Raw genomic sequence first — 18,764 nt, 5'->3', positions numbered from 1 at the left:
AGAGGACGATTTCTTGGCTCATGTGGTCAAGAAGGCTCTCCCTTGATTACGAAGCCGACACCAGAACTAGTGAGACTTTTGTTTTGATTGCTAACATTCATCTCATATTGAGAAAAACGTAATTTTTTACAGGCTCTTAGTCAGGGGTTTCGGGAATTTTAATAATTTCATGCCCAACCTAATCCAGGCTAGTGTTAATAATTGGTAGTTTCTCATAAGATAGGGATGCAGCTCCCCGCGTGAATTTTGAAATGACAAAACTTTCAATGAGCTTACACTGGGGTTTAGTTTCGCGCTTTGGCTTCAGTGCTGAAATAAAGATATTGGCATTTGTAGGGATTCTTCCAGACATAATTCTTTGTTTTCCTCATAAAAAATGAAAAAAAACGAACCAGATCATTTCACAAAATTTTGCACTACTCTTATAAATCATTGACAAACAATTACTTAATAGTGTTTTTGTTTTTTCAAACCAGCTTCAGTATTCCTCGCATTTTTTCAGGCAATTTTTATGGTATTTTTTTCAAAAAGCAGCTTTACTGCAAGGATTATCACTTTATAATTTTTTCAGTAAACCATATACATTGCTTTCCATTTGGCTACATTTGTACAGCTCAGAATCATCTTCACAATTGTAATCCTATGTTTAGCAATGCGTGTGTACAAATCCTTAAACGGGTTGATAAAGCAGAACTTCAAGCCATTTATACCTATGTAAGAAAGAAGGCTTCTTCAAAAACCCAAGAATTCAAACTGTTCATGTACTTGATGACTTGTCATCCCGACTTAAATGACGAGAATTTGGCTACCGAGGTTTTGTATAAACTTTTGTTCAAAAACAAAAAAATGGCCAATTCGTCAAAAAGCTTGAGCAATGTGGGCAATAAACTCAGTAGCCTCTTACACGAATACTTGCTTGAACATGCTCTCAGCCAAAACCCTCAGGAAAAGGAATTTCTGTTGGCATCAGCATACAGTCGCCTGGGTTTACAAAGTTTATTGGACAAACAAATTGAAAGATATTTTCCTAGCCCAGAAAAAGCGCTTAAAAAAAATCCTGAAAAAAATGCGGCGGCAGACACAGAAGAAAACAATGGCCTCAATATCTGGTCCCACTGGCATTACCACCGCTTGTTTCACTTGCGTTATTACTCAAGAGAGACCCTCAAAACCGATCGGGATGAAGATAGTTTGACCAAGAGCATGCAACAATTAGACTTGGCTTATTTGGCGGCTAAACTCCGGATGGCCCACGAAATGGAAATGGTAAAACGAGTCAGTGGTAGAGAACCCAGTGTTCAGTTTTCAGTGGAGGAGTTACGGGAAATTAAGGCTATAATTCCTGCTGATAATCCCTTATTGCAACTCTATTACCAAGCTTACGAAGTGGCGATCAATCCAAGTGATGAGGGTTTCGATCAGTTCAAAAAATGGTTAAAGGAAAACAATCCCAAGCTCAGCAAAGATGAACAGGGCAACTTCCTCACCGCATTGATCAATTATGCATCTTTTGCCATCAAACGAGGCAAAGATCGTTTTTACGCTGAAGCCGCAGACTTGCATCATCTTGGGTTGCAAAATCGTACCTTGTTACAAGACAATAAAATGACTCCTGAAATATTGCTGAACGTAGTCAACCTCCATGCAGAAGCGGGAAAGGTTGTTGAAGCTGAGGAGTTGTTGAATCAATGGAAGGACCACCTGCCTGAAGGATTTAAAAAAGAAGTCATCCAGGTGATTACTGCGCGCATCCACTTTTATCAACAAAAATTTAGCTTCGCTATTGATGCCTATTCCCCAAACAAACGGTATGTCAATCACTTAATGGAATTAACGGCCCGGGCTACCCAAATACAAAGTGGTTATGAATTAGATGATTATGAGCAACTTACCAACAACTGTGCCGCTTTTGCCAAGGCACTGGATCGTAAACAAGATCGTTTCAGCGAGCAACATCAAGCGAGTTTTGGCAATTTTATCAAAATGGTTACTCATTTAGAAAAAATACGCATCGACCCAGATCTTTTAAAACAAACCTCAAACAAAGACCTGCTGGATAAATTGGAGGAGTTTGAGTTGTTGGTATGCAAAAGCTGGTTCCGGAATAAAATTAAAGAGTTGAAACCATAACTAAAAGTATATTGTTAGGCAGTTCTTATCCTATCTGTTTGCACCAAGACTTTTAACCAAAAAACACCATGTTATTTTAGATTTCACCTGCTGACGACGAGCATCAAACAGGTGAAACCATTGTTGGATTTCGGCATTACAAAATAATGTCTACCGTCCCTAACCCTTGCATCCAAAGGAGGAGCAGATCAAGCGCTACCATAGCAATCGATTTTTGAGATGAAATAATCACGTACCGTATGCCACGTCCGGTGAGTGATATCTGCAGCTATCTGTACCGGCAAAACATAGCCCCAAGGCATAGCATTCCCAGGGCTAGACTGTGGTCTAACCTGCCTTGTGCAAATTGATTTTTCTACACAACTGCGGGGAATTGATCAGCTTGTTAAAGGCAATATCGCTATCGCCCTTCGTAGCTGATCACAGGTACAAAAGTAATCGACTGAAATGATAGAATCAAGTTAATTTATTGATTTACAAATGTTTACGTAAATTTATGAAAATTTACGTAAACATACTCTCCTCTCTATTAATGCTGCGGCTGGCTTAAATCCAGGTGTTGCAATAATTCAAAAGCAAAAGCTGCCGCACGTGCTGCGGCCAAGGGTTGGTGGTTTTGCTGGTCGGCCTGAACTTTGTCGCCCAACAAATCGGAGATGCCACGAATATTGAGCGATTTCACCTTTTCATGGCGCAACAAGGCCTGAAAACCAATGGCTTCCATTTCTACAGCCAGGGTATCATTAAAATGTGTTTTTAAAAATCCGACCAAGGCAGACTCGTTGCTTGCAATGACTTTATTGCCTGAGGCTATGGGGCCAAAAACAATCCTGGGCTCAGCAGTAATGGGAAAATCAGTGGTAGGGATTACTCTAGACTGCCAGGATTTTTCATCCACAATCCACCTACTCAATTGAATCAAGCGATGAGAATAATTGAATACCTGTGGCCGGGCCATAAATCCTTCGTCCGTTTCTTTGCCCCGCTCATAGCCATAAGCTCTTTCTCCGATTACTAAATCTCCTTTTTTTACATCCTTCACTCCCCCAGCAACCCCTACCATCAATACCAGATCTGGCTTCAGTTCCTGGGCCAAACTCTCGATGGCCAAGGCTGTTTCAATCAGTCCCGATCCAGAAAGTTGGTTGTAAATTTTAAACTCGTGGTAATTGCCTTTAAAAGTAGCTTCGGAAAGGCGGGTTTGGGTAGTCGGGCTTAAATAAGTTCTCCACTCAGGCAGTTGAGTCAATACTGCCTGACGCTCCACTTCGATTGGAGTTAAAATAACTACCGTCGGGTTGGCAGTTTTGGGATTCAGCCAGTTGGTTGATGCAGCAATTTTTTGCACATGTTCTTGGATCAAGGGGTTGCTCATCGCATTAAAACTCAGCGAAAAATCAATCTTGCCACCACTCATTGCAAATTTGATTTCCGTATCAGGAGCGCTCAATACCGCGGCCAACACCGCCATCACATCGTTGACATCACGAGCGTTTTGTTGTGAGAAATTTTTTGGCTCGCCTTGATAGGGCTGATCTTGCATTGTTTTCAACATCCATGCTTCACCCTGCACTGACTCCACAACAATGGTCAATAGGGCCAGGCGCGACATATCGCCAACATTTTTGTTGGTGAACAATTTATTGGGGGCAATCTTTGGACTATTGCTGGTAGTCGGCTCAGCAGCCCGAGCTGCTTTCCAAAGAGACAGAAAGTATTTTGCTTCAAAATCGCTGAATGCCGCAATGGTATTCAATAATTCTTGCTTATCCATGATAAAGGTATATTTAAGGGTAATTCAAATTTCTTTGGCTTTTTGTAAAATGAGTTGTAAGGATCTCCAGTGCCTTTTGTACAGTTCAGGGGAGCCGTATTGGTAAATTTCAGTCACCGGGCAATTGGCGCGTTTTTCACCATAGATGTAACTCGAGTACATCATTTTACCCCATTCCTGGTTGCCATCTACAGTCAGGTAGTGATAATAAGGGAAATGTTGATAGAGGTGAATGCTCATTTTTCCGGGCATATCGAGTGCATTGAGCTCATTTTTCAGTTGAATCAAGTCATCCAGGATTTTAGGCATATCTCGGTAATCAGCAAGCTCTTTTGGAATGACCTTCGCCCGGTCTTCAAAATAAATTCGGGTCAGCTCCGCCTCGGGATCCATCATCACACATTTCAGGGCTACGCCGCTTTGCAAAAGATTGATGATTGGATTTTTAAATTCCGCATCCTTGCGACCACTGAAATATTTGCTGAATGAATTGAGGCGAATGCCCATTTCGATGATCTCATGCTTGGCATCTTTGATGAATTCAATCTTTTCATCAATTCCTCGACGACCGTCTTGATGGGTTCGTAGTTGGTACGATAGAATATTGCTGGTGTATTGAGGTGCAGCAGCAATATTTGTGAAGGCATCCAGTGGTACAAAATCTCCTTTCTCAACATCAAATTGGAATTTTTTTTGGCTTTTGAACCAGGCCAGTAATCCCTTGGAAAAAGTTTTCAAACTATTGAGACCAATGGAGCGGGTTGCTTCGCCCGGAGTCGTATCATTTTTTATGTACTTGCGGTAAATGTTGCTGATTGTAGCTTTGGATAATTGATACCCCATCCGGCCAAGCAATTGGCGCAGTTCTTCTTGCTTAATTTCTTCGATCAAGGGCCAGCCTTTGCGGATAATTTTTTCAGCAAGTGACTTGCTCCAGCGTATTTCATTCATATCGATCCGTGTTTATCTTACTAAAAAACTTATCTTGTCTCCACTCCTATCAAATCTTTTATCTGCCAATAAAAATAGTTTTTTTCCTTTAATACAAGAAATTTAATGATCCGCAATCGTTCCCGATAACGATTGCGTAAAAAAAAATCCAAACAAAAAAAAACCTCTCCCCGCAATGACATAGATTCGTGTTGCAATCAGCAGTGAACGCAAAATTTTATTTTAAACTTCACTACCGGTGCTTTAAAACTAAATACAAGAATAGTAGTAGTAGGAACGCTGCGGGCGCGCCAGACAAGGCGCTGGTAAGCGCTCGTAGCAGTTTTTATCGCCACATATAGGTCTTTTTTCATACTAGCATGCCATGAAAATCAAGCAATTTTTTCTCTTTCTTTTTACCTTGTTTTTTTTCGGAATCGGTACTGCTCAGGACAAGCCCTGGTCGGTGCGGATGGCCGAATCCTTTATGGATACTCACAAAGACTCCATCCTGGTGGGCGACAAGAAATTCTCCCGTTGGGATTACGAGCAAGGCTTAGTGCTCGAAGGTTTCAAACGCCTTTGGCAACATAGCGGTGATGTGCGGTATTACAACTACATCAAAAAAGACATCGACCATTTTGTGCAGGAAGACGGCAGCATCCGCACCTACAAACTCGCAGATTACAACATCGACAACATGCCTACTGGCCGTTCTCTGCTGTTGTTGTACCAGGAGACCAAAAAGGAGAAGTACAAAAAAGCCGCTTACCTGCTGCGCAGCCAACTCAGCAGCCACCCCCGCACCAAAGAAAATGGCTTTTGGCACAAAAAACGTTACCCCAATCAGATGTGGCTGGATGGTTTGTACATGGGGCACCCTTTTTACACCGAATTCAGCGTTCAATTCAATGAACCCGCCAATTTTAATGACATTGCCCTACAATTTGCCCTGGTTGAAAAACACATGATCGACCCCAAAACGGGTCTGTTGTACCACGGTTACGACGAAAGTCGGGAGCAGCCCTGGGCCAACCGGGCTACCGGCAATTCACCCAACTTCTGGGGTCGCGCCCTGGGCTGGTACGCGATGGCCTTGGTGGATGTGCTCGACGTTTTCCCCAAGGATCACCCCGAGCGTGGCAAATTCATCACTTACCTGCAAAGGTTGGCACCCGTGTTGGTCAAATACCAGGATGCCTCGGGGTGTTGGTGGCAGATTCTGGACCGAGCCAATGATAAAGGCAATTACCTCGAAGCCTCGGCCTCCTGCATGTTCACGTACACCCTCGCCAAGGGTGTGCGCATGGGTTACCTCAACGCCAGCTTTTTATCCGCTGCCCAAAAAGGCTTCCAGGGCATCATCAGCAATTTCATCAGCACCGAGCCCAGTGGCAAAATCCATTTGGAAAAAACGGTGAGTGTAGGTGGCCTCGGTGGCACTCCTTACCGCGACGGCAGCTACGAATACTACCTGAGCGAACCGCTGCGCAAAGACGACCTCAAGGGCATCGGCCCCTTCATCAAAGCCGCTCTGGAAATCGAAATTGCCGCCACCAATACCCTCGCCAAAGGCAAAAACGTGGTGCTCGATTATTACTTCAACAACGAATCCCGCAAAGGGCTCAATGGCCAGACGGAACGTTTTCACTACACCTGGGAAGACCCCATGGACTCCGGCTTTTCGTTGTGGGGCAACCTCTTCCGCGAATACGGCGCCACTACCCTACCCTTACCAACAGCCCCGACTGCCGATGCACTCAAGGACGCCAAGGTGTACATCATCGTTGATCCGGATACAAAAAAAGAAACCGCTGCGCCCAATTTCATTGGCCCCGAACACATCAAAGCCATCAAGGCCTGGGTAAAAAAAGGGGGGGTGCTGATGCTGATGGGCAACGACACCAGCAATTGTGAGCAAAAACACTTCAACCAATTGACCCAGGCTTTCGGGATCGGCCTTACGGGTAAAAACCGCAACATGGTCAAGAATGACCTATACGAGCATGGAAAAGTAACAGTACCCGCCGGGCATCCAATTTTTAAAGGTTTGTCGACCCTCTTCATCAAAGAATTGGTGACCCTGCAACTCAGTGGTGCGGCCAAATCCAGCATCAGCGAGGGCGGAGATGTGGTCATGGCTACGGCGAAATACGGCAAAGGTACGGTCTTTGTAGTAGGTGACCCATGGATTTACAATGAATACGTCAATGGAAAACGGCTTCCAGCTCAATACGAGAATTTTCAAGCTGCCCGCTTATTGGCGAAGTGGCTGTTGGAGCAATCCAAATAACCAGGATTTTTCCTGTAAACAAACAAAAACAAGCGCTGGTGAAGAGCAAGCAACTAAAGCGATCACACCACAAGGCCAAGCTGGATGCAGGTGTAACATCCAGCTTTTGCCTTGTTTTTCTGCTTTATTGGGTCAGCAGTATTGCCCTGCCTGCCCAAAATCGGCTGGTTGTTGCTACCGATGGATCGGGTGATTTTCGTTCCATTCAGGCTGCCATCAATAGTTTACCCACCGAATCGACCAGCTGGCGCGAAATTTTCGTCAAAAATGGCCAGTACCCTGAAAAAATCTTCATCGACAAAAATAAAATCCAACTCAAGGGAGAATCTACGGCTGGTGTAGTCATCAGCATTTCCCTACCTCGCGATTGCTGGCGCTGCGAACATCCCGACGACTGGGGCGCAGCTACCCTCAACATCCGGGCACAGGACATTACCCTGCAAAACCTGAGCGTGATCAACGAGTACGGCTTTAAAGCCAAAGGCGACAGCACCATCAACTGCCCCAATGAGGGCAACAAACCCAAAATAGTGCGGAAAGATGGCCATCAGTTTGCCCTGCGCACCATGCCTGGTTGTACCCGGCTCTCGGTGCTTGGCTGTGTATTCCGTGCATTTGGTGGAGATACGGTAAGCCCCTGGGACGTCGATCAGGGCATGTATTATTTCCGGGATTGTGTGATGGAAGGAGGTGTAGATTTTTATTGCCCTCGAGGTTGGGCATATGCGGAAAATTGTCAGTTTATTTGCCATAATCTCAGTGCCGCCATTTGGCACGATGGATCACTACACGAAAGTTCAAAAACGGTGCTCAAGAACTGCAATTTCCAAGGTGATCCCGGTTTCAAACTGGGGCGTTTTCACCGCGAGTCGCAGTTTTATTTGCTCAATTGCCGCTTTGCCAAAGAGATGGCCGATGCCGATATTTACTGGGCGCAATCCGGCCCGGGTACGCCCCTCTGGGGCCGCCGGGTGTACTACTACCGCTGCAAACGTAGTGGTGGAGATTATGCCTGGCACAAAGACAATTTGCAAACAGGTTTGAAGGCGAAGGCCATCACAATAGATTGGACTTTTGAAGGAAAATGGATACCACCTGGCGCAAACCGGTAAAACACAACAAACATGAACCATCATCCCACATTTGGGCTACAATACATGCTGGACGAAGACATCCCCTGGGAACAAGTGGAACCGGGAGTGAAACGCAAAGTCCTCTCCTTTGATGAACGAATCATGATGGTCAAAGTAGCATTTGATAACGGGGGTATTGGCGCATTGCACCATCACCACCATACCCAAATCAGCTATGTTGCGGAAGGGGTATTCGAAATCAGCATTGGGGCGGAGAAAAAAATCCTGCGTCAGGGTGACGGCTACTACATTCCACCCAATGAGGTTCACGGTGCCCTTTGTTTGGAAGCAGGCATTTTAGTGGATGTTTTTTCACCGATTCGGGAAGATTTTATTCAAGACAAATGAAAACCACAAGCATGGAATACTTATCCCACCAAATGATGTCTGCTCAAAATGGCCAAAGTATAGCCCATCAGGAGAGGTCAGCTTTGCCTGAGAAGGTATTACAATTTGGCACCGGTGTATTGTTGCGCGGCTTGCCGGACTTTTTGATCGAAGCAGCCAATCGCCAGGGTATCTTCCAGGGGCGGATTGTAGTGGTAAAATCGACCAGTTCGGGCGATACCGCCGCCTTTGATCAACAGGATAATTTGTATACTGTTTGTATCCGGGGTATTCAGGATGCAGAGCAGGTAGAGCAAAACCTGGTCTGTAGCGCCATCAGTCGGGTGCTGACTGCCAGTACCCAGTGGGATGAAGTATTGGCTTGCGCCAAAAATCCCGAACTCAGCGTGGTGATTTCCAATACCACCGAAGTAGGCATCAAGTTGGTCAAAGAAGACATCCACCAAAGTCCACCCAGCTCCTTTCCCGCAAAGTTGTTGGCTTTTTTATATGCCAGATATCAGGCTTTTGAAGGTGATCCCGAAAAAGGATTGATCATCACCCCCACCGAATTGATTCCCGACAATGGGGACAAACTGGAGCGCATCTTGCTGGAACTGGCTCACCTCAACAACCTGGAAGCCGAGTTCATCGACTGGATGGAACAACACAACCATTGTTGCAATACGCTGGTGGATCGCATCGTACCCGGTGCACCCGCGCCTGCGGTAAAGGCAGGCATCGAAGCCCAATTGGGTTATCAGGACGATCTCCTGATCATGTCGGAAGTATACGCCCTCTGGGCCATTGAAGGCGATGAAGCTGTCAAGGCCAAATTCCCACTGCACTTGGCGCACGAAGGGGTCATCATCGCACCCGACATCAATCCCTATCGAGAACTCAAATTACGGATCCTCAACGGAGGGCATACCTTTTCCTGCGGCCTCGCCTACCTTTGTGGGCTCAATTCAGTGGTCGAAGGAATGAACCAGGAACTGTTCGCCAACTTCCTCGAACATTTATTATTCGATGAAATTGCCCACACCATCCCAGCCCCACTTACCCTTGCCGAAGCGCATGATTTTGCCAAAAAAGTACTGGATCGCTTCCGCAATCCCTTCATCGAGCACAAATGGCTGAGCATCACCATGCAGTACAGTTCCAAGATGCAAATGCGCAATGTGCCTACCCTGCTGCGTCATTACGATACAGTGGGTACGGTGCCGGAACACATGGCCCTGGGATTTGCGGCTTACCTCCTGTTCATGCGGGCCACCAAAACCGAAGAAGGTCGTTTTTATGGCCGCCGCGACGCTGAAGATTACCTGATTCAGGATGATCAAGCCGCTTATTTTTATACCATGTGGCAAAACTTTGCCTCACGCGCGCTGGTGAGTGCGGTTTTGAAGAACGAAGACCTTTGGGGCTGCGACTTAAGTCAGCTACCCGGTTTTGAAGAAAAAGTAGCTTTTCACCTGGAATCCATGCAAGATCAGGGAGTTTGCAGTACCTTAGTATTGGGGCAAAAGCAGATGTTCATTTTTATTGAGCCACAGGATTAAATAAGACACTTGAAATGAATCGTTTACTCATTTAATCCTATGGCAAAATGAACATCAGTTTTTTTATCGCCCTTTGGAGCGCTTTTTACAAGTAGTACAATCATGAAAAACCGGATACTCAAGGTTCATCCACAAGACAATGTTGTTGTTGCCCTCAGCGATCTGAAGGCGGGTGAAACCGTACAATTGGGCAGCGAAACTTTCACCATTTTAGAAGATGTCGCCGCCAAGCACAAATTTGCCACCGTCGATCTGGAAATAGGCGACGAAGTCACCATGTATGGCGTATTGGTGGGCAAAGCCCAAAAACCCATTTTCCGCGGGGGGCTCATCAGCACCGCTAACCTGAAACACGCCGCAGGTGCTTACCAGTTGGGCGAACAAAGAAAAGATTGGCCCGTGCCCAATGTGAACGGCTTTAGCGGGCGTACCTTCCAGGGGTACCACCGTGCCGATGGCAAAGTAGGCACCGCCAACTACTGGGTGGTGATTCCGCTGGTTTTTTGCGAAAACCGCAACCTCGAAGTTCTGCGCGAAGCCCTGGTGGACGACCTGGGATATGGCCGCGCCCATACCTACCAACTCCAAACCCGCGAACTGGTGAGTTTGATGCGGGCTGGTAAAACGGTGGAAGAAATTTTGCAAGCCGATATCGATGTAGAAACGGCTACGCTGGAAAAAAACCAGCGCCTTTTCCCCAATGTCGACGGGGTGAAATTCCTCATCCATGATGGCGGTTGTGGCGGTACACGGCAAGACGCGCAGGCGCTCTGTGGCCTACTGGCGGGTTACATCGTGCATCCCAACGTGTCGGGAGCTACGGTACTGAGCCTCGGCTGTCAAAACGCGCAGGTTTCTATGCTCAAAGAAGAGCTGGCCAAGCGGGATCCAAACCTGCAGAAACCGGTCTACGTTTTTGAACAACAAACCATGGGAACCGAATCAGCGCTAATCAGTGCTGCACTCAAAAAAACCTTTGCAGGGCTGATGCAAGCCAATACACTGACGAGACAACCCGCCCCCTTGAGCAAAATTTGCCTGGGGCTGGAATGTGGAGGGTCGGATGGTTTTTCAGGCATTTCGGCCAATCCTACGGTGGGGTATACTTCGGATTTGTTGGTCACTTTGGGTGGCTCCGTGATCCTTTCCGAATTTCCGGAATTGTGTGGGGTAGAGCAAGAATTGTGCGACCGCTGCGTAGATGCGCCGACCGCCGAACGATTTTCTACCCTCATGTCAACCTATAATGAGCGTGCCAAGGCGGTAGGCTCTGGTTTTGACATGAATCCTTCACCGGGCAACATCAAGGATGGCCTGATCACCGACGCCATCAAATCGGCAGGAGCCGCTAAAAAAGGGGGCACTTCCCCGGTGACTGCAGTATTGGACTACCCTGAAATGGTAACCAAACCTGGGCTCAACTTGCTGTGTACACCCGGTAACGATGTCGAATCAACCACCGCAGAAGTAGGTTCTGGGGCCAATGTGGTAGTATTCACGACAGGCCTGGGCACGCCGACTGGCAATCCGATCGCTCCGGTCATCAAGATTGCGACCAATACCGTCTTGGCAAAAAGGATGCCCGACATCATCGATTTCAACACGGGAACCATCATTGAAGGAGAAGAAACGATCGAAGAGTCAGGGGAACGACTCCTAGAATACGTCATAGCTGTGGCCAGCGGCGAAGCGGAAGTAGCTGCTGTTCGGCACGGACAGGATGATTTTATTCCCTGGAAACGGGGGGTATCTTTATAGTTGAGGAGGTTTAGATGGTTGAGGGAGGTTGAGAAGGTTGAGGCTGCCGCAGCGATTTAGACAAGGTCCTTGTTCAAGTCGCTGCGGCAGCCTCAACCTCCCTAAACCTTCTCAACCTCCCTCAACTTTTTCAACCATAACCTAAACACATGAGCACCTTAACTACTACCCAAACCTTCCTCACTGAGGATTTTCTGCTGCAAAGTGAGTCGGCGCGGCTGCTCTACCATGAGTATGCCAAAGACATGCCCATTATTGATTACCACAACCATTTGCCGCCACAGGAAATAGCCGAAGACAAAATTTTTGACAACGTCAGCCAAGCCTGGTTGTACGGCGATCACTATAAGTGGCGGGCCATGCGTACCAACGGAGTGGCTGAGGGATTTTGCACCGGCGACAAATCCGATTACGAAAAATTTGAGCAATGGGCTGCCACAGTTCCCTATACCCTACGCAACCCCTTGTACCACTGGACGCATCTCGAACTGAAGCGTTACTTCGACGTGGACGAATTGCTTTCACCCAGCACTGCCCGGGCCATTTATGAAGAATGTAGTGCCAAGTTGCGCGCACCAGAATACTCGGTGCGTAGTTTATTGAGCAAGATGAACGTCAAGGTGCTCTGTACGACCGATGATCCGGTCGACAACCTGGAGTTTCACGGCCAGATTGCTCAAAGTGGCTTCGATGTACGGGTACTGCCCGCCTTCCGCCCCGATAAGGCAATGGCAGTTGACAATCCAGAGACCTTCAACCAATACGTTACGCGTCTGGAAAAAGCTGCGGATACCTCCATCGATAATTTCAACCATTTCCTGGATGCCCTGAAAAAGCGGCACGACTTTTTTGCCAGCATGGGCGCGCAGGTATCCGATCATGGCTTGGAGCAGATTTATGCCGAAGACTATACTGAAGCGGAGATCAAAACGATTTTCACTAAAATTCGCGATGGCCACACTTTGGAACAGAGCGAAGTACTGAAGTTCAAATCGGCGATGCTGGTGTATTTCGGCATTTGGGATTGGGAGAAAAACTGGACACAACAGTACCACCTGGGTGCACTGCGCAACAACAACTCGCGGATGCTGCGTCAAATAGGCCCGGATACCGGTTGGGATTCCATCGGGGATTTCCCACAGGCTCGCGCCCTGTCCAAATTTTTAGACCGACTGGACGGCAACAACCAATTGGCCAAAACCATTTTATACAACCTCAATCCCAACGACAATGAACTGATTGCCACCATGACTGGCAACTTCAACGATGGTTCCATCGCGGGCAAGGTGCAGTTTGGCTCGGGTTGGTGGTTTTTGGATCAAAAAGACGGGATGGAGCGGCAGCTGAATGCCCTTTCCAATATGGGTTTGGTCAGCAAGTTTGTAGGGATGTTGACCGATTCACGCAGCTTCCTCTCCTACCCTCGCCACGAATATTTCCGCCGCATCCTCTGCAATATCTTTGGTCAGGACATCGAAAATGGCGAGCTGCCCCGCGATTACGAATGGATCGGCAAAGTAATTCAAGACATCAGTTACAACAACGCGAAAAACTACTTTGGATTCTAATGAAACGAGTCGTAACCTTTGGAGAGATCATGATGCGCCTGCATACGCCAGGCCATCAACGTTTTTTGCAGGCCCGTAACCTGGAAGTTACTTATGGTGGAGGAGAAGCCAACGTAGCAATAGCCCTTTCCCAATTGGGGGTGCCAAGCCGCCATGTCACCTGTTTTCCTGACAATGATTTAGGGCGGGCGGCCACCGCTTTTTTTCGCCAGCACGGCGTTGATTTTGACCATACGGTGTACCAAAAAGACCAACGTTTGGGCTTATACTTTTTGGAGGTGGGTGCTGGAATGCGCCCTTCGCGCATCATTTACGACCGTTACGACAGTGCTTTTGCCAATATGGATCCGGCAGCTTTTGATTGGGATAAGTTGTTGGACGATGCCTGTTGGTTCCACTGGACGGGGATTACACCCGCCATTTCGGACAACGCGGCCAAAGCTTGCCTACAAGCCCTGGAAACCGCAACCCGCTTGGGCATCCCGGTCAGCGCCGATGTGAACTACCGCCGCAACCTTTGGCAATACGGCAAAACCGTCCAGGAAGTGATGCCTGCCCTGGTGGAACACTGTGACGTGATGGTGTGTACCGAGGGGGATGCCAAGGACATCTTTGGAATGGAGACCAATGGTTTTCAAGACATGGCCGAACAAATGCTGGCCAAGTTCTCCAACGCTCAAAGCATCATTGCCACCCGCCGTGATACGCTGAGCGCCAGTCACAACCGCTTGACGGGCATTGGTTTTTCCCATAAAGCAGGTTATCAGGAAACGGATACTTACGATATCAATCCAATTGTAGACCGCATCGGTGGAGGAGATTCCTTTATAGCGGGTTACGTTTATGGACGTTTAAATTTGTCCAACGAACTCGATGCCCTGAGCTTTGGCACCGCAGCTTCCGCACTGAAACACCTGGTGGAAGGCGATTTTGCCCAACATTCAGTGGCGGAGGTAGAGCAGATCCTGGCGGGCGACGTGTCGGGGAGATTGTTAAGATAATGGTTTAGAAAGTTGAGAGAGGTTGAGAAGGTTTAGGCTCCGCAAGCGACTTGGACAAGGACAATGTCAAAATCGCTGCGGCAGCCTCAACCTTCTCAACCTCCCTCAACCTCCCTCAACCTTTCAACAAAATAAAATGCCAAGATTTACACCTCAACAAATACTTTCCAAACTAGAGGACTCCCCGGTGGTGCCCCTCTTTTTCCATGCCGATGCCAGTCATGCCCAAAAGCTGCTGGATGCCTGTTACGCAGGCGGATTGCGTGCTTTTGAGTTTACAAATCGGGGCGCCAGTGCACCAGCTACCTTTGCCCAATTGAGCAAGCACGTGGAGGCCAACTTACCCGATTTGGCGCTGGGGATTGGTACCATTTACCGCCCGGAGGAAGCCGAACAGTTTTTGGACCTGGGTGCCGATTTTATCATTCAGCCCATCATCACTCCAGAAGTAGGTGAAGTATGCCAGGAACACAAGGTGGCCTGGATGCCGGGAGCCCTTACCCCCAACGAAGTATACCTGGCGCAAAGCCTAGGGGCAACGGTGGTGAAAATATTCCCTGGTGATGCCGTAGGGCCTGGTTACATCAAGGCGCTGCGCGGCCCGATGCCTCAGGTAAAACTGATGGTTACGGGTGGGGTGCAGCCCAATGAGGCCAATTTGCGGGAATGGTTTGGTGCAGGAGTCAACTTTGTGGGCATTGGATCGCAACTGATCAAAAAAGCAGATGAACTCGGCATTGCTGGCTTTACCCAACACATTGCCGAACTGGTACAAATTGTCAAAGATATTCGCAAATAAGTCTACTTTTCATCCTTGAACCCTTCTACTTTTAACTTTAAAACCTACATCATGAGTACAAACACAATTGGAAAATACCGGTGGACGATCTGTGCACTGCTTTTTTTTGCCACCACGGTCAACTACATTGATCGACAGGTACTCAGTTTGTTGGCACCAAGTTTGTCTGAAACCTATGGCTGGACCAACGTAGATTATGCCAACATCACCTCCGTTTTTCAATTTGTGTACGCCATCTCGATGCTCTTCGCTGGGCGCATCATCGATCGACTGGGCACAAAAAAAGGTTACGTTTGGGCCATCATTATTTGGTCTATTGGTGCCATTTTGCATGCTTTAGCGATTCCGCTTGGTGAAAGTGTTGTTGCCATTTTGGGTGTTTTTGGAATCGGCGCGGTATCGGTTTCCATTGCAGGTTTTATGGTTTCTCGGGCAGTGCTGGGTTTTGGTGAGGCAGGAAACTTTCCGGCGGCAATCAAGGCTACGGCGGAGTATTTCCCTAAAAAGGAACGCGCTTTTGCAACCGGGATTTTCAACTCTGGCACCAATGTTGGGGCCATTTTAGCGCCCTTGTCCGTACCGTACATTGCTGAAGCCTGGGGCTGGCAAACGGCTTTCGTCCTAATTGGTGCCGTAGGCTTTTTGTGGTTGATTTTCTGGTGGATGTATTACGAAAAACCTGAAGACCAAAAACGCCTTTCCAAAGAAGAATTCGATTACATCCACAGTGATAAAGAAGAAGAATCGGTAGGTGCACAGGAAAAAGTCGCTTGGTCAAAACTATTGGGCTATCGTCAAACCTGGGCTTTTGCTTTTGGCAAATTTATGACCGATGGGGTATGGTGGTTCTTTCTATTCTGGTTGCCCGCCTATCTGAAAGCGCAATACGACATGGAAAAAACGGAAATCGCCCTGCCTTTGACGGTGTTGTACAGCATGACGATGGTCGGTAGCATTGGAGGAGGTGCGTTTCCGATGTATTTCATTAACAAAGGTTATGCGCCATACGATGGGCGGATGCGGGCCATGTTTTTAATCGCGTTGATTCCATTGGTGGTATTACTGGCACAACCGCTGGGCGGTATCAGCTTTTGGCTCCCAGTACTTTTGATCGGCGTTGGTGCCTCTGCACACCAGGCCTGGAGTGCCAATATTTTCACTACAGTATCCGATATGTTTCCTAAAAAGGCCGTGGCTTCAGTAGTCGGCATTGGGGGTATGGCTGGAGGTTTGGGGGGCGTTTTTGTCTCTAAAGTAGCTGGTGCCTTGTTTGACCATTACAAAGAACTAGGCCACATTCAAACCGGTTACTCTATCATGTTTGGCTTTTGCGCAATAGCTTATGTGATAGCTTGGACGGTAATGAAGAGTTTGGTGCCGAAGTATAAGTTGATTACGGATTTGTAGTTAAATCCGCACAAAGTTTGACATTTTGCGTTTTGGGTTGTAGGTTGTGAATAAGAATTAAAAAAATTTCTACATGACCTTCTCCCCAAAACGCAAAATGTTATGACCGACCTTCTCCCACAAATTGACGATATCCGTAGTTTGGAGAATAAACTACAGCAACAAAAAGCGCCACATCAGCGCTTGATTTTGCTGGATCGGTTATTGGCCTATTACACTTATACCAACCCCCAACGCGCCAAAACATTTCTGGAAGAACAAGGCGCACTGATTAAATCTTATGCCAATGCGGATGTTGAATTAAATTTCCACCTTTACTCAGCTATTGTTGAGAACCAATTATACAACTACACCAGTTCTCTTGCGCACTTCACCCGATTGCTCGATTTGGTAGAAGAGTGTGGCGATGTCAAACAACAGGCGGAAGTCTACATCGATTTCGCGGGGACTTGCATCAACATGCAGAACATGGATCAAGCCTTGTTCTATTTGGACAAAGCGGGCAAACTCCTAAGGGCCTTTCCCGACGAGCGCCTCCGCGCCCGGCACACTGCCCGGGAAGGGTTTGTACAATTGCATTTTGCCAATTATTCCCGTGCCATCGAGTTGCTGATTGAGTCCGACAAACAAATCACCGAATTTGGCAGCTACATCAACCTCAAAGACTACCATTTTCTCATTTTGATCCATACGGGTTTAGGCACTATTTATGAGCGCAACGACGATCAGGAAAAAAGTGTAGAAGCCTACCTCAAAGCTGTCGAAATTGCCGAGGCTACCGAAATGCGCAGCCGCCTTTCCTGGAACTACCTCAACGTAGGCAATGGTTTTATGGCGCTCAACAACCTCGAAAGTGCTGAATATTATTTTCAGAAAGCCATTGAAACCCACGAAGACGTCAATCCCTACGCCAAAGCCAGTGCCACCGCCAATGTGGGCTACTGCAAATTGCAGAACAAAGACTACGAAAATGCGCTAAAGCTATTCAAAAAAGCAGAAAGCCAATTCAAGGGTATGTCGGCAGAATCACTGGAAAATTTTGCCTTAATCGAATCCTGGCGTGGATTGGTTTATGGTGCATTGGGCAAAGCCGTACAAGCGGAAAAACACTTCTCCAAAGCGCTTATTTTGGCGGATGAAGCCAATGATTTTAAAAGACTATCCAGCATTTATAAAGACATGGCTGGCTTTTTCGCTCTACTGGGTCAGTATGAAAAAGCCTACGAGCACCTCTTGCAGCACAGCAAAAATGCGGAACTATACCAGGAGGATGTCAATGAGCGTAAAAGAATGGAGCTTGAAGTAAAATACGAAGCCGAAAAACAGCACAAAGAAGCGGAGTTGCTGCGCCTTCAAGCGGCCAAACTGCAACTCAAGGCGCTGCGCGCGCAGATGAACCCCCATTTTTTGTTCAACGCCCTCAATTCAATCCAAAACTACATTACCTCCAACGAGGCCTCCAACGCCGCCAAGTACCTGGCTCGTTTTGCCAAATTGATGCGGCAAAGTTTGGAATATTCCGATTTAGAAGTGGTATCCCTAGAAAAGGAGATCGCTTTTTTGAGTGATTACCTGTACATCAATGAAAAACTGCGTTTTGAAGATCGCCTCAGTTATAAAATCATTGTGGATGATGAAATAGAGGAAGACATCACCGGGGTGCCCACCATGATTGTACAACCTTACGTAGAAAATGCCATCGAGCATGGCCTGCGCAACAAAGAATCGGGCAACATCCGGGTAGATTTTTCGCTGTACAACGAGGACACCATCCTTTGTGTAGTCGAAGACGATGGAATTGGCCGCGACAAGGCCCGTCAAATGCAACTCAACGACGGGCGCTACCAAAACCACCGCTCCAGAGGTACGGCCATCACCGAGCAACGCTTACAACTCTTGTATAATTCTCGCGAAAAAAAGGTCTACGTACACACCATTGACCTGCGGGATGAAAAAACGGGCGAAGCCCTGGGCACAAGGGTGGAGATAAAGATTCCGATTATTGATGTACATACGAGATAGCAGTCAGCCATCAGCTATGAGCCAGTAGCTGCTGCCTAGCTGATAGCTGACTGCTGACTG

13 protein-coding genes are annotated in these 18,764 nt (G+C 47.3%); 11 read left to right on the top strand and 2 right to left on the bottom strand.

Annotated features, from left to right (window positions below; translation table 11 throughout):
* Nucleotides 1-642: 642 nt before the first annotated feature.
* Nucleotides 643-2,130 (top strand): hypothetical protein, encoded by a 1,488-nt coding sequence (locus ACEW9O_RS15070; protein ID WP_373551000.1) that lies wholly within the window; start codon nucleotides 643-645, stop codon nucleotides 2,128-2,130.
* 529 nt (nucleotides 2,131-2,659) lie between these two features.
* Here the strand turns inward: ACEW9O_RS15070 and ACEW9O_RS15065 are convergent.
* Together ACEW9O_RS15065 and ACEW9O_RS15060 are read right to left on the bottom strand one after the other, a co-directional pair.
* Nucleotides 2,660-3,904 (bottom strand): hypothetical protein, encoded by a 1,245-nt coding sequence (locus tag ACEW9O_RS15065; RefSeq protein ID WP_373550999.1) that lies wholly within the window; start codon nucleotides 3,902-3,904, stop codon nucleotides 2,660-2,662.
* A gap of 24 nt (nucleotides 3,905-3,928) precedes the next feature.
* Nucleotides 3,929-4,855, bottom strand: coding sequence for a hypothetical protein (locus ACEW9O_RS15060; protein ID WP_373550998.1), 927 nt, complete (start codon nucleotides 4,853-4,855; stop codon nucleotides 3,929-3,931).
* 364 nt (nucleotides 4,856-5,219) lie between these two features.
* Here ACEW9O_RS15060 and ACEW9O_RS15055 point away from each other — a divergent pair, with 364 nt between their 5' ends.
* The 10 genes from ACEW9O_RS15055 (at nucleotide 5,220) to ACEW9O_RS15010 (ending at nucleotide 18,704) form a co-directional block, all read left to right on the top strand.
* Nucleotides 5,220-7,127 carry a glycoside hydrolase family 88 protein gene (locus tag ACEW9O_RS15055; RefSeq protein ID WP_373550997.1) on the top strand — a complete coding sequence of 636 codons (1,908 nt, stop codon included), beginning with the start codon at nucleotides 5,220-5,222 and terminating at the stop codon, nucleotides 7,125-7,127.
* A gap of 38 nt (nucleotides 7,128-7,165) precedes the next feature.
* Nucleotides 7,166-8,239 carry a pectinesterase family protein gene (locus ACEW9O_RS15050; RefSeq protein ID WP_373550996.1) on the top strand — a complete coding sequence of 358 codons (1,074 nt, stop codon included), beginning with the start codon at nucleotides 7,166-7,168 and terminating at the stop codon, nucleotides 8,237-8,239.
* A 12-nt stretch (nucleotides 8,240-8,251) separates the two neighbouring features.
* Nucleotides 8,252-8,608 carry a cupin domain-containing protein gene (locus ACEW9O_RS15045; protein ID WP_373550995.1) on the top strand — a complete coding sequence of 119 codons (357 nt, stop codon included), beginning with the start codon at nucleotides 8,252-8,254 and terminating at the stop codon, nucleotides 8,606-8,608.
* A gap of 11 nt (nucleotides 8,609-8,619) precedes the next feature.
* Complete coding sequence (locus tag ACEW9O_RS15040) at nucleotides 8,620-10,149, top strand: tagaturonate reductase (RefSeq protein WP_373550994.1); 1,530 nt, start codon at nucleotides 8,620-8,622, stop codon at nucleotides 10,147-10,149.
* 102 nt (nucleotides 10,150-10,251) lie between these two features.
* The gene (locus tag ACEW9O_RS15035; protein WP_373550993.1) at nucleotides 10,252-11,907 is read left to right on the top strand and encodes a UxaA family hydrolase; all 1,656 of its coding nucleotides are present in this window, start codon (nucleotides 10,252-10,254) and stop codon (nucleotides 11,905-11,907) included.
* 149 nt (nucleotides 11,908-12,056) lie between these two features.
* On the top strand, nucleotides 12,057-13,475 hold the full coding sequence (uxaC, locus tag ACEW9O_RS15030; RefSeq protein ID WP_373550992.1) for a glucuronate isomerase: 1,419 nt from the start codon (nucleotides 12,057-12,059) through the stop codon (nucleotides 13,473-13,475).
* Nucleotides 13,475-14,476, top strand: coding sequence for a PfkB family carbohydrate kinase (locus ACEW9O_RS15025; RefSeq protein ID WP_373550991.1), 1,002 nt, complete (start codon nucleotides 13,475-13,477; stop codon nucleotides 14,474-14,476). The genes uxaC and ACEW9O_RS15025 overlap by 1 nt, the downstream gene beginning before the upstream one ends.
* Before the next feature lie 136 nt (nucleotides 14,477-14,612).
* On the top strand, nucleotides 14,613-15,275 hold the full coding sequence (locus ACEW9O_RS15020; RefSeq protein WP_373550990.1) for a bifunctional 4-hydroxy-2-oxoglutarate aldolase/2-dehydro-3-deoxy-phosphogluconate aldolase: 663 nt from the start codon (nucleotides 14,613-14,615) through the stop codon (nucleotides 15,273-15,275).
* Nucleotides 15,276-15,326: 51 nt separating this feature from the next.
* Entirely contained in the window at nucleotides 15,327-16,682 is a 1,356-nt protein-coding gene (locus ACEW9O_RS15015) for an MFS transporter (RefSeq protein WP_373550989.1), read from the top strand.
* A gap of 102 nt (nucleotides 16,683-16,784) precedes the next feature.
* Complete coding sequence (locus tag ACEW9O_RS15010) at nucleotides 16,785-18,704, top strand: histidine kinase (protein ID WP_373550988.1); 1,920 nt, start codon at nucleotides 16,785-16,787, stop codon at nucleotides 18,702-18,704.
* Nucleotides 18,705-18,764: the final 60 nt, after the last annotated feature.

This window comes from Haliscomenobacter sp. (assembly GCF_041740695.1).
In the GTDB taxonomy this organism is placed as follows: domain Bacteria; phylum Bacteroidota; class Bacteroidia; order Chitinophagales; family Saprospiraceae; genus Haliscomenobacter.
The sequence above is the reverse complement of the archived record's forward strand: the minus strand, read 5'-3'. Positions and strand labels throughout refer to the sequence as shown.